Annotated in this window: 7 protein-coding genes; 5 read left to right on the plus strand and 2 right to left on the minus strand. The window is 37.8% G+C overall.

Annotated elements, in window-relative coordinates; translation table 11 throughout:
* The first annotated feature begins 6 nt into the window (after positions 1 to 6).
* The 5 genes from BUA03_RS00575 to acs all read left to right on the plus strand — a co-directional run bounded on the left by BUA03_RS00575 (position 7) and on the right by acs (position 8,942).
* Positions 7 to 1,758: a sodium:solute symporter family protein gene (locus BUA03_RS00575; RefSeq protein ID WP_066083065.1), complete on the plus strand. Its 1,752-nt coding sequence runs from the start codon at positions 7 to 9 to the stop codon at positions 1,756 to 1,758.
* A 273-nt stretch (positions 1,759 to 2,031) separates the two neighbouring features.
* A complete protein-coding gene (locus tag BUA03_RS00585) occupies positions 2,032 to 4,737 on the plus strand; it encodes a sensor histidine kinase (RefSeq protein ID WP_066083067.1) in 2,706 nt (901 codons plus the stop codon).
* A 4-nt stretch (positions 4,738 to 4,741) separates the two neighbouring features.
* On the plus strand, positions 4,742 to 5,104 hold the full coding sequence (locus BUA03_RS00590) for a response regulator transcription factor (protein WP_066083069.1): 363 nt from the start codon (positions 4,742 to 4,744) through the stop codon (positions 5,102 to 5,104).
* 17 nt (positions 5,105 to 5,121) lie between these two features.
* The gene (locus tag BUA03_RS00595) at positions 5,122 to 7,020 is read left to right on the plus strand and encodes an acetate--CoA ligase (RefSeq protein ID WP_066083072.1); all 1,899 of its coding nucleotides are present in this window, start codon (positions 5,122 to 5,124) and stop codon (positions 7,018 to 7,020) included.
* Between the two features lie 14 nt (positions 7,021 to 7,034).
* A complete protein-coding gene (gene acs / locus BUA03_RS00600; RefSeq protein WP_066083074.1) occupies positions 7,035 to 8,942 on the plus strand; it encodes an acetate--CoA ligase in 1,908 nt (635 codons plus the stop codon).
* 224 nt (positions 8,943 to 9,166) lie between these two features.
* On the opposite strand, the gene BUA03_RS00605 is transcribed toward acs, so the two are convergent.
* Both BUA03_RS00605 and BUA03_RS00610 read right to left on the minus strand, forming a co-directional pair.
* Positions 9,167 to 12,055, minus strand: coding sequence for an alpha-amylase family glycosyl hydrolase (locus tag BUA03_RS00605; protein ID WP_066083076.1), 2,889 nt, complete (start codon positions 12,053 to 12,055; stop codon positions 9,167 to 9,169).
* Between the two features lie 73 nt (positions 12,056 to 12,128).
* Positions 12,129 to 13,241 (minus strand): SusE domain-containing protein, encoded by a 1,113-nt coding sequence (locus BUA03_RS00610; protein WP_066083079.1) that lies wholly within the window; start codon positions 13,239 to 13,241, stop codon positions 12,129 to 12,131.
* Between the last annotated feature and the right edge of the window lie 6 nt (positions 13,242 to 13,247).

The following is a 13,247-nucleotide window of genomic DNA, read 5'->3' on the forward strand; positions in this document are numbered from 1 at the left end:
AACATCATGGATTTACAAACTTGGACCTACATAATTGTTGGAATAACATTTGCTCTTTATATTGGAATTGCAATCAAGTCTCGCGCGGGATCAACTAAAGAATTTTATGTAGCTGGAGGAGAAATTTCTCCATTGGCAAACGGAATGGCAACAGCTGCCGACTGGATGAGTGCGGCATCTTTTATATCGATGGCGGGCATCATTTCTTTTGATGGGTATGACGGCGCTGTTTATCTGATGGGCTGGACAGGTGGATATGTTCTGCTTGCCCTTTTACTAGCCCCATATCTGCGAAAATTCGGGAAATTTACCGTTCCGGATTTCATTGGCGAAAGATACTATTCAAATTCAGCGCGAACCGTTGCCATAATATGTGCGCTGGTGGTTTCTTTCACCTACGTGGCAGGACAAATGCGCGGAGTGGGATTAGTGTTTTCTAAATTTTTAGAAGTAGACATCAACACCGGTGTTATTATAGGAATGGTAATCGTATTGTTTTATGCCACTTTAGGTGGAATGAAAGGAATTACTTATACCCAAGTAGCACAGTACTGTGTGCTAATTTTCGCTTTCATGGTTCCAGCTATTTTTATTTCTATCCAAATGACGGGAAATCCGATTCCTCAATTAGGTATGGGTGGTAAAGTATTAGGAACCGATACTTATTTAATAGACAAACTAAATGGACTTTCCACTGATCTTGGGTTTTCAGTTTACACAGACGGAACGAAATCAATGATTGATGTATTTGCAATTACACTGGCCCTTATGGTGGGTACCGCAGGATTACCACACGTTATTGTTCGTTTCTTTACCGTTAAAAGAGTAAAAGATGCCCGCAAATCAGCCGGATACGCGTTGGTTCTAATTGCGATCTTATACACTACCGCTCCTGCAATTTCAGTTTTTGCAAAAACAAACCTGATTGAAACAGTAAACGGAAAAGACTACTCCTCAATGCCTGCTTGGTTTACCAAATGGGAGATTACAGGTCTATTAGCATTTGATGATAAAAATGGCGACGGGAAAATTCAGTATTACAATGATAACTCAAAAGACGCTGCATTTCTAGCAGCTGAAGCAGCTAAAGGAAATAAAGGAAGTGAATTGACTATTGATAAGGACATCATGGTGTTGGCTAATCCTGAAATCGCCAACTTACCGAACTGGGTTATTGCACTAGTAGCTGCCGGAGCGTTAGCTGCCGCACTATCTACTGCTGCTGGATTATTATTAGTGATTTCAGCTTCTGTATCTCATGATATCATCAAGAAAATGGTAAATCCAAACATTTCAGAGAAAGGCGAACTTTGGGCTGCTCGTGCAGCTGCCGCAGTTGCTGTAATCATCGCAGGATATTTCGGTATAAACCCTCCTGGCTTTGTCGCCGCAGTTGTCGCACTTGCCTTTGGACTGGCTGCTGCCTCATTATTCCCAGCAATCATTCTTGGTATTTTTGACAAAAAAATGAACAAAGAAGGTGCTGTAAGTGGTATGATCGTAGGGTTACTATTAATGCTCTACTACATGTTAAAATTCAAATTTGGGATTTTTGACGGCGGGAAAGATGCGGTAGCCGGATTAAAAGAAAGCTGGTGGTTCGGAATCTCTCCGGAAGGTTTCGGAACGATCGCCATGGCCGTAAACTTTACTGTTGCTTTTATAGTGAAAAGTTTTACTCCTGTCCCACCACAAGACGTCCAAGACATTGTTGAAAATATTAGAATCCCTTCTGGTGCTGGTGAAGCTACCCATTAGAAAAGAAACAAATTCAAAGCAAGGCAAATTACTTTTTTAATACACAATCTCTACATTTATTTGTAGAGATTGTTTATTTTCATTCCATGAAAAAAAGACACGAACAAAAGTTGGTTATTCTTTCAATGCTAATACTATTAGCGTTGAACATACCGCTTTTGCTGTTATTTGACAGTTCAAAACCCCTTTTCGGGTTTCCAATTATCTACATTTATATCTTCTCAGCATGGCTGTTTTCAATCGCCATATCGTACTTAATCATAAAAAGATATTATGAATAGCATTGGACTCTTATTAATATTGGTGCTTTATCTGTCGATTCTTTTTTACATTGCCTATTGGTCTGAAAAAAGAAGTCATTCTAAATGGACAAATAATCCCTACATCTATACCTTTTCATTAGCCGTATATTGTACAGCTTGGACCTATTACGGAAGTATTGGCGTGGCCGCAGAATCCGGTTTAAGTTATTTGCCTATTTACTTAGGCCCAATACTTATCGTCCCTACATGGATGGTAATTCTCAAAAGAATCATTAGAATTTCGAGAGTAAATAAAATTTCCAGCATTGCAGATTTTATTTCTTTACGATACGGAAATAGTAGATTTCTCGGGGCATTGGTAACCATGATTTGTATTATTGGCATATTACCATACATTTCTTTACAGCTAAAATCAATTTCAGAAACGTTTCATATTGTTACCAAAACGCAGGCCAGCTCCAATATATTTAATGATACCACAACCTATGTTTGCATAGCGCTGGCTTTATTTGCTTCCTATTATGGTACCAAATATGTGGATGCATCTGAAAAAAGACGCGGAATCGTAACCGCGGTGGCCATGGAATCAATCCTGAAGTTAGTTTTCTTTTTAATTGTGGGTATTTATGTCACCTATTTTGTTTTTGATGGTTTTGATGATATTTATCAAAAAGCGGCTGTCCTAAAAGATTTCGACAGAAAAAATACAATTGGTGGGATTACAAACGGAATTAACTGGTTCTTTCTATGTATTCTATCCATGTTTGCTATTTTCCTATTGCCACGACAATTTCACACCGCAATTGTCGAAAACAATAAAGAATCCCACATCCGAACAGCGATTTGGCTTTTTCCATTGTATCTGCTACTGTTTAATATTTTTGTATTCCCAATTGCTTGGGGCGGCAATATCCTTTTTGAAGGCAAAGGACATAATGCAGACACCTATTCCTTGCTGATACCACAATTTTTTGACAATAATGTATTAACAGTGATGGTTTTTTTAGGCGGATTTTCGGCAGCCATTTCGATGATAATTGTGTCTTCAATTGCACTCGCTACTATGTTGAGTAACAACTTACTGATTCCGTATGGTTTCATTGGTTCTTTGGAAAATTCATCTCAGAGAAAGAACAGCAAACGTATTGTAAACAGCAGAAAAATAGGGATTTTTTTGCTTATCATTTTGGCGTATGCCATCTATAGAATTTTCATTTTGGATTACTCGCTGGTTTCCATCGGACTCGTTTCCTTTGTCGTTATCGCGCAATTGGCTCCTTCCTTTTTTGGTGCATTATTCTGGAAAAGAGGTTCTAAAAACGGTGCAGTAACCGGAATTATTCTTGGCTTTTTAATATGCTTTTATACGTTGTTAGTTCCGTACGCTATTGGAATTTCAAAATCAACCAGCCTGTTTATTCAGGAAGGACCTTGGGGAATTGAATTGCTGAAGCCTTTTCAACTTTTTGGTTTGGATTATTTAGACCCTATTCCACATGCTGTTTTTTGGAGCTTATTAGTTAACATCTTGAGTTATTCTGCGGTTTCCGTGAGTTTCAAAGGCAATTACAGAGAACGCAATTATGCCGAAATGTTTGTCGATATTGACAAATACATCACCAATCACGAGAATGCATTTGTTTGGAAAGGGACCGCTTACATTTCTGATATTCAAAAAGTATTGCAGCGCTTTTTAGGAGAAGAAAGGACTAAAAGAGCCTTGACTATTTTCAATTTAAAATACAACGTCGATAAAGACATCACGACAGCGGACGCTCGATTTATAAAATTTGCCGAGAATTTATTAACGGGCCATATCGGCACGGCTTCCGCCAAAATATTAATATCGAGTGTTATTAAGGAAGACAAAATTAGCCTGCCGGAGGTATTACGGATTTTAGAAGAATCACAAGAAAACCTGATCATTAATAAAAAACTGACAGACACTTCCAATGAATTAAAAAAAATATCGGAACAACTTAAAAATGCCAATTTAGAATTAGTCAACAAAGACATTCAAAAAGATGAATTTCTAGATACCGTTACTCATGAGCTTAGAACGCCAATTACGGCAATTCGAGCGGCAAGCGAAATCCTTCATGATGATGACGATATTCCAGAAGAGTTGAGAAAACAGTTTTTACAAAATATTATTTCTGAATCGGATCGTTTAAATCGTTTGATTGATAAAATACTGGATCTAGAGAAATTTGAAACCGGGAAACAGAAAATCTATTTGTCTAAAAACAATATTTCAAGAACTATAAAAAACACCTTAGATTCCGTTCAGCAATTAATAAAAAATAAAAAAATTAGTGTTGAATTTACCAGTGCCTCCAAGGAAATAAAAGCCTTTTATGACGAAGAACGAATCATTCAGGTTATCCATAATTTACTGTCGAATGCCATAAAATTTAGTGCCGATACCGATGGAAAAATAGTGATTTCGATTGATGAGAATAAAAACAATATTGAAGTCAAGGTCCACAACAACGGCAAGGGAATAAAGAAAGAAGATTTCGAAGCCATATTTGATAAATTCTATCAATCTCGCAACCAGAACGTAAAAAAACCAATAGGAAGTGGATTGGGTTTAGCCATTTGTAAACAAATTATTGAGCATCACAAAGGCAAGATCTGGGCAGAGGATAATGTGATGGAAGGAGCCACTTTCGTTTTTACTTTACCCAATTACAACACCGCAGAAAATAGTTAAAAAGATGAAGAAGATTTTAATTGTAGATGACGAACCTAACATCGTAATGTCACTGGAATATACGTTTAAGAAGAATAATTTTGAAGTTTTCATAGCTCGCGATGGTCAGGAAGCATTGGATATTTTAGAAAAACAACTCCCGGATGTCATTATTTTGGATGTCATGATGCCCATGGTGGATGGTTTTGCCACATTGGAACAAATAAAAAAAGACGAAAGATTAAAGCATTGCAAGGTTATTTTCCTTTCGGCAAAAAACAAAGAAAAAGATATTGAAAAAGGACTTTCGTTAGGCGCCAATTTATATATAGTCAAGCCCTTTTCAATTAAAAAATTAGTCGATCAAGTTCATGAATTAATTCAATAAGAGACAAATTCAACACAATGACATACAAGGAAATTTATGAGGACAGCATTGACAAACCGGAAAAATTCTGGGCAGAACAAGCAGATGCAATTGAGTGGTACAACAAACCGGAAACAATTTTATCGAAAGATAAAAATGGATATCCGCTTTGGTACAAAGATGGAGAATTAAACATTTGTTATCTGGCGTTAGACAAGCACATTCAGGATGGATATGGAGATCAGGTCGCTATTATTTATGATTCTCCGGTGACACAAACCGTAAAAAAATACACTTTTTTGGAAGTAAAAACCGAAGTCGCAAAACTCGCGGGAGGAATGCAATCATTGGGATTAAAAAAAGGCGATACCGCCATAATTTACATGCCCATGATTCCTCAAACAGCTTTTGCGATGTTGGCTTGCGCCAGAATTGGCGTGATTCATTCGGTTGTTTTTGGGGGTTTTGCGCCACATGAATTGGCTATCCGAATCGACGATTGCAAACCCAGAGCGATTATTACCGCTTCATCCGGGATTGAAGTAGATCGCTTAATTGCGTATAAACCTTTGGTGGATGAAGCCATTGCATTAGCAAATCACCGTCCGAAAAAAGTAATCGTTTTCAATAGAAAATTAGGTGCCCGAATTCCGTTTAAAAAATACGATGTGGATTACGATGCATTGGTTTACGGTTCCGAAGAAACGCCTTGTCTTCCTGTTAATTCGAATCATCCGCTGTATATTTTGTACACATCCGGAACTACAGGAAAACCAAAAGGAATTGTTAGAGACACTGGTGGATATGCCGTTGCATTGAAATTTTCGATGAAATACATTTACAACGTAAAGGAAGATGAGACTTTTTGGGCAGCATCGGATATGGGTTGGGCAGTGGGGCACAGCTACATTTTATACGGACCATTATTAAACCGAAACACCACCATAATTTTTGAAGGCAAACCAATCAAAACTCCTGATGCGAGCACGTTTTGGAGAATCATTTCAGAGCATAAAGTGGGCACCATGTTTACCGCTCCAACCGCCATTCGAGCTATAAAAAAAGAAGACCCAAATGGAGAATTCATCAAACAATATGATTTGAGTTGTCTTAAAAATCAATTCTTGGCGGGAGAACGTTGTGACAATGCTACTTTAGAATGGTACCAACAACACATTCCTATCCCAGTAATTGACCATTGGTGGCAAACAGAATCAGGCTGGCCAATGATTGCTAATTCTCTTGGAATTGAAAAAATGTCTGTAAAATCAGGCTCTGCCACAAAAGCAGTTTGTGGGTATGACATTCGGATTTTTAATGAAAACGGTGACGAATTAAACGCAAATGAAGAAGGTTTAGTGGTTGTAAAACTGCCGTTGCCTCCAGGAAACATGTTGGGCATTTGGGAAAACGAAGCGCGTTTCAAAGCCGGTTATTTCAGCAAATTTGACGGTTATTATTTGTCTGGCGATGGTGGTTATAAAGACGAAGACGGTTATATTTTTATCACCGGAAGAACGGATGATGTCATAAATGTAGCAGGACATCGATTGTCAACGGCAGAAATGGAGGAAGTTGTTGCTTCCCATCATTCCGTGGCTGAATGCGCTGTTATCGGAATTCACGATGAGTTGAAAGGACAAATTCCTTTGGCTTTGGTGGTAACCAAATCAGGAGATGAAATCGAACATTATCAATTGGAGCAAGAAATCATCAAACTGGTTCGCCAGCAAATTGGGGCTGTTGCTTCATTGAGAAATGTTATGATTGTACAGCGATTACCAAAAACGCGCTCAGGGAAAATCCTGAGAAAACTAATGCGCAGCATTGCTGATGGTGCCGAATTCCAAATTCCGTCCACCATTGATGACGAATCCATTGTGGAGGAAATCAGTGCAACATTAAAAAAGTATAAAATAGGAGTTTATAATATTTAAAATTTACCAAAATCATGAGTTACTATAAAATTAATAATTTAGAAGAGTACTTTAAACATTACAAAAAATCAGTTCGTGAACCCAGAAAATTTTGGGATAAAGTAGCATCTGAGAATTTCACTTGGTACCAGGAATGGGACAAAGTAGTTGATTTTAATATGGCTGACGCCGAAATAAAATGGTTTACCAATGCCAAAGTAAACATTGTCAAAAATTGTATTGACAGACATCTTGCCAAAAAAGGGGATAAAACAGCTATTATTTTTGAACCAAATGATCCTACAGAACAAGCATTACATATTTCTTACAATGAGCTATACGAACGCGTTTGTAAAATGGCTAATGTATTAAAAGAACAAGGCATACAAAAAGGAGATCGCGTTTGTATTTACTTGCCAATGATCCCAGAACTTGCGATTACCACGTTGGCCTGCGCCAGAATTGGAGCCATTCACTCGGTTGTTTTTGCAGGATTTTCCGCCTCGGCAGTTGCAGCAAGAATCAATGACAGCGAATGCAAAATGGTGATTACTTCTGATGGTGGCTATCGCGGCAACAAGACCATCGATTTGAAAAGTATCGTGGACGAAGCATTAGAAAAAAGTCCGTGTGTGGAGAATGTTTTAGTAGTTAAAAGAATTAACTCTAGTATCAATATGAAAGAAGGACGTGACCAGTGGTTGCAGCCGCTTTTAGACCAAGCTTCGGAGAATAATGTTGCTGAAATCATGGATGCCGAAGATCCTTTGTTTATCCTTTACACTTCTGGTTCTACTGGAAAACCAAAAGGAATGGTACACACTACAGCTGGATATATGGTCTATTCCGCTTATACGTTTAAGAACGTTTTTAACTATGAGGACAATGATATTTTCTGGTGTACCGCCGATATTGGGTGGATTACCGGACATTCTTATATTCTTTACGGGCCATTATTGAACGGAGCTACGACGGTAATTTTTGAAGGAGTTCCCTCTTATCCTGATTTCAGTCGTTTTTGGCAAACTATCGAAAAGCATAAAGTTACCCAGTTTTACACGGCACCAACAGCCATTAGAGCTTTGGCAAAAGAAAGTATCGAATATGTACAAAGGTACCAATTGACCTCTTTAAAAGTAATTGGATCCGTAGGAGAACCTATTAATGAGGAAGCTTGGCACTGGTATAATAACCACGTAGGCGATAAAAAATGTCCTGTCGTGGATACTTGGTGGCAAACCGAAACCGGAGGAATTATGATTTCACCAATTGCATTTGTAACGCCAACAAAACCTACTTACGCTTCATTGCCATTACCAGGAATCCAACCTGTTTTGATGGATGAAAGACGCAACGAAATCGAAGGCAATCAGGTTACAGGAAGTTTATGCATTAAATTTCCTTGGCCGGGAATCGCAAGAACCATTTGGGGCGATCACCAACGATATAAAGACACTTATTTCTCTGCCTTTCCAGGTAAATATTTCACTGGCGACGGCGCATTGCGTGACGAAGTTGGGTATTACAGAATAACAGGTCGTGTAGACGACGTTGTTATTGTTTCGGGACATAATCTGGGAACTGCACCGATAGAAGATGCCATCAATGAGCATCCTGCAGTTGCAGAATCAGCCATTGTAGGTTTCCCGCATGACATCAAAGGAAATGCGTTGTATGGTTTTGTAATTCTAAAAGAAACCGGAGAATACCGCGACAGAGAAAACCTGAGCAAAGAGATCAACCAACACATCTCTGATCACATAGGACCAATTGCCAAATTGGACAAAATCCAGTTTGTTTCTGGCTTACCGAAAACCCGTTCTGGAAAAATTATGCGTAGAATTTTGCGCAAAATTGCTGAAGGAGATTACTCGAATTTTGGAGATACCTCAACGTTATTGAATCCTGAAATTGTAGATGAAATCAAGGAGGGTAAAATTTAGTTTTTAGTTTTAATTGTAGTTAAAAACTGCTTCACCATTGAAGCAGTTTTTTTATACAAAAAAAGCTGTCTTTTTACAGACAGCTTTCCTCACTAATTCAAACATTCTTCTACCAATTATAGTTATGCTAAAAAGGTCTGGTTTAACGCCAATAGCTTGTGCTTCTTTTTTACTGTCGTTTTAAAATCCTATCTTTTTTTAGCAGTTTGGAAATGATAAGAGTATTAATTTTTTAAAAATTTCAATACTTTCATTCCATTATTTTCATCAAATGTTTTAACGATGTACAGGCCTTGATTCAAGTCACTAATCGAAAAATGATATCCTGCAGCTTGACTTGCCTCAAAACTTTTAACCATTTGTCCCGTAATTGAAAAAATTTGAACTTTAGATATCGGTTCATTTAATGTAAAGTAATTTGACGCTGGATTTGGGTACAACACAATCGATGGTGCTTTCTCATAATCGGCTATTGCTAAAGAGGCACTTTTGTTTCCGTAAATTTTAAATTCTCCAGGTTGCAACGTAATTGCCGCTGACGTACTCATCACAGTAATAGCCGTATTATCCATTAAGTCATACCAAGTTCCTGTATATGGAAATCCGGAAGGAACATTTTGTGGTATTACATTAAAATTAGCGACAATCAAAACATCTTTCAGCTGGCTTGACGCCAATGCACTATTCGTAATTTTGATATTCGGAAATAACGAACTATTATTGTTAATTGTGGCAGTTCCTGAAAATACAGGCTCGACCGTTTTCAATGTAATCATTTTGGCCCAATCATTATAAATTTTATTACGGTTGGTATCTCCAAGCCAATTACTTGTCCATTGTGGCTGCGGCTTTGTATCGAGTTTACAATCCCCAGAAGTACCATCTGAAGGAGAGTTTACTGTTCCATTATTACACGTAAAAATAGAATTTTCCCAACCTAGTTCTCCAAATTGCCAAATCATTTTTGGTCCTGGAACCAGCAAAGAAACGGCTCCTAAAGCGGACATTCTAGACAGTGCAACGTTTAATGTTTTAACATTATGATCCGGGTTTGAACTATTTCCTGACTGTATGTTATTATACATTAAGCGCTCTTCATCATGACTCTCTGCATAACCCATCAATCGATGTGCGGTAAAACCCCTGCTTGTCGCATTCATTCTTGAAATATTACCTGCATAACCTTTGGTTAAATTATTGTACTCCGAGGTCAATATTCCCCACATCATAACGCCTTTGCTTGGCGTTTCGTTCAGCCTGTAATTGGCCCATTGTTGTTCTTCATCATTACCGCCCAAATGTTCGAAAATAACATAATGACTTGGATCTAAACCCCAAGAATAGTCTGCATATTTACGCAACACCTCTACCCTATCTTGTTGCTTGCTTCCCGTACAATTTTCTTGACCACCAGCTACGTTTGCAGGACAGTTTTGGGTAAAACCTTTGGTTAAATCCCAACGAAATCCGTCAATTTTATATTCTTCAACCCATTGTTTAATAACCCTTTGAACATAATTCTGTGTTCTAGGTTGCTGGTGATTGAAATCCTCCCCTACATTATAACTGTGCATTGCTGTGGTATTAAAATACGGATTTTCGGTTGAAGGAGAACCCCAACCATCTCCGTCAGGATCATTCATCCACATCCGTACCATTGGATTTCTTCCAAAAGCATGATTCAGGGCGATATCAAGAATAACGGCTATTCCGTTTTGATGGCATAAATCAACAAACTCTTTCAACTTATCTGAAGTACCATAAAATTTGTCCAAAGCCATGTGAAAAGAGGTATTGTATCCCCAACTTTCGTTGCCTTCATACTCCATCACTGGCATTAATTCTATCGCATTTATTTTCAGATTTTTGAAATAATCGATTTTATTAATCAAATCTTGATAGCTTCTGCTGGCATCAAAGTCCCGAACCAGTAATTCATAGACCACTAATTTTTCTTTAGCTGGTTTGATAAAATTTGTTGTAGCACTACTCCATGAATATGGCGTTTTTCCAGTTTGCAAAACGGTAACTTCTCTTTCCTGTCCTGCCGGATATGCCGGAAGATTAGGATAACTTAAAGTCGGAATACCACCATCATCAAAAGGAGATAAGACCAAAGTTGAATACGGATCTGCCGTTTTTACCAATGAAGGTGTCCCAGCAATAGGAGTTTGGTCCACCACCCAGTATTGGTACGTATAAGGCGTACCTGAAGTTAAACCCGTAAGCTCTAACCAGAATTTAGTAGAAGCTGGATCTTTTTTCATTGCATAAGCAGCTGTAGGTTGCCAATTATTAAAACTTCCTGCAACATATACAAAGTCTTTAAATGGAGCATCTACAACCAAAGTCGCTTTTGTTACATCGGTAGTATTGTAATTGATTCCATCTACCAAACCTGCTGGCAATGCTGCGCTAATCGCATTTGGGTTGACGATAGCGCTGAATTTTTTTATAATTGTCGTTGCTCCTTGGGTAACTAATAACTCGTAATTTTGATTCGTAGTTATATTGGTATGACTGAAGGAATAGCTGGCCGTTGAAGTATTTGAGTTTAAAGTTGTCCCATTTGTTTTCAAGACATAACTCGCGGCACCACCAGTATTGCTAGCAGCAACAGTCAAACCTCCGCCCGATGCAATTATAGTAGCGCTATTTTCCGTAGGAGCAGTTAGGGTCACTTGAAAGCTACCTACTTCGGCTAGTATATCTTGTGATTTTTTATCTCCTGTACCGTCTTTGGCTTTGACCAAGAAACCGATTCTTCCTATTCCATTTCTGTTGTAAAAGGTAGTAGGAGTAATGGTTTTTGTATAGGTATCTGAACCTGCGTTATACGTAAATCGGTTCGCTTCATTGGATGCAGTCCACGCACCATTTGTAGGACAATCAGCAATGTTAGCATCATTGAGATCAAAAGACCATGCCCACATGTACAAAGCATTTCCAGTTATTCCCCAATTTGCTTCACTAAAACTATTTCCATTTATGGTAATAGTTATAGAAGTTGTTTCTTCAAAAGTAGCTGGATTAATGCTATAAGTAACTGCTTGTTGTTGAGCAAATGCTGCCATTGAACAAAAAAGCGATAGTAAAAGTATAATTTTTTTCATAGTTCGATTATGATTAAATTAGAAAATAAAAAAGGGCTATCACACAGATAGCCCTTAAATTTTTTAAAACAAATTATTCTTGATTTGGCAACATCAAATAGCTACCATCTAAATCATTGAAATAGATTTTGTATTTTGATTTAGCAACTGGAATATCTCCTCCACTAGCACCATTACCTGTAAATCCAGAAAATTCCGTATCTCCTCCCCAGTTTTTATCCCAAGCATTATTTGCTCTAAATTTCCCTTTACCATCAAATAAAGAAATATTCATCGACCAAACATGTGGACTAAATGCTGAAACAGTCATTTCTGAATCATCGCCAGACCAACCTGCATCAGTACCCGTTCTAGATGATCCTAAGAAACCAATTCTTGAATAAACTGAAGCCGCAGCAGCATTATAAGGAACTAAAGTGTACGCTAACGTTTCGACGTTAAATGTAAAAGTGTAGTATCCTGAAGCTGAAATTGTAAATTCACCTGCATTATCTTTAATTTCAATAGTGTTATTTCCTGCATTCCCTAATTGAGAAGCCCAACTCCCTTTTACAGAAATTAGCTTAAAATTACCGGCATTAAAGTACCCTGTAAATTTATAAATATTTGGATTCACTCCACCTCTAAACATAGGTTGGTGTTTTGTGTCAACATTATTATCCCAACCACCTTCAACTGCGCCACCTATTAAATACCAATCAGTAAATGAATAAGCAAGTAATCCTGTGTATGCATTCACCAAAATAGTTAATGGAGTTTTAGAAATCATGTTTTGAACTCCTGACAAACTTGACATTACTTTAACATCATAAGAACCTAACACATCAGGTGTACCTCCCAAAGCAATTATTGCATTGTTTAAGGTTTTAACCGTAACCTCAACTTGAGTAGCACCAGAAGTCCCTCCTAATTCAATTGCTTTTGTAAAATCACCACCTTTAACGTCGATTAGAAGTTTGTATCCAATTTCTACATCTCCATCGTATGTTGCTTTCGTCCAAACAAAACGTTCTGCAACGTCATTCGCATTTTCTTCTAATAAAACGTATGATTTATCATTTTCAGGAGCAACTAGTTCCGGAGTATCAATTCCTTGAATTACTGGTCTATCTTCTACATCCTCTACGCTACAAGACAAAGCAAGTACCGCAAATAAAGCAATTACTGATTTCGTTATATTTTTCATTTTTTA

The organism is Flavobacterium fryxellicola (assembly GCF_900143245.1).
Classification (GTDB): domain Bacteria; phylum Bacteroidota; class Bacteroidia; order Flavobacteriales; family Flavobacteriaceae; genus Flavobacterium; species Flavobacterium fryxellicola.

Bases quoted from the DNA above. Each gene is read 5' to 3' on its own strand.
- BUA03_RS00575 (WP_066083065.1), top strand. From the start codon at position 7: ATGGATTTACAAACTTGGACCTACATAATTGTTGGAATAACATTTGCT.
- BUA03_RS00585 (WP_066083067.1), top strand. From the start codon at position 2,032: ATGAATAGCATTGGACTCTTATTAATATTGGTGCTTTATCTGTCGATT.
- BUA03_RS00590 (WP_066083069.1), top strand. From the start codon at position 4,742: ATGAAGAAGATTTTAATTGTAGATGACGAACCTAACATCGTAATGTCA.
- BUA03_RS00595 (WP_066083072.1), top strand. From the start codon at position 5,122: ATGACATACAAGGAAATTTATGAGGACAGCATTGACAAACCGGAAAAA.
- acs (WP_066083074.1), top strand. From the start codon at position 7,035: ATGAGTTACTATAAAATTAATAATTTAGAAGAGTACTTTAAACATTAC.
- BUA03_RS00605 (WP_066083076.1), bottom strand. From the start codon at position 12,055: ATGAAAAAAATTATACTTTTACTATCGCTTTTTTGTTCAATGGCAGCA.
- BUA03_RS00610 (WP_066083079.1), bottom strand. From the start codon at position 13,241: ATGAAAAATATAACGAAATCAGTAATTGCTTTATTTGCGGTACTTGCT.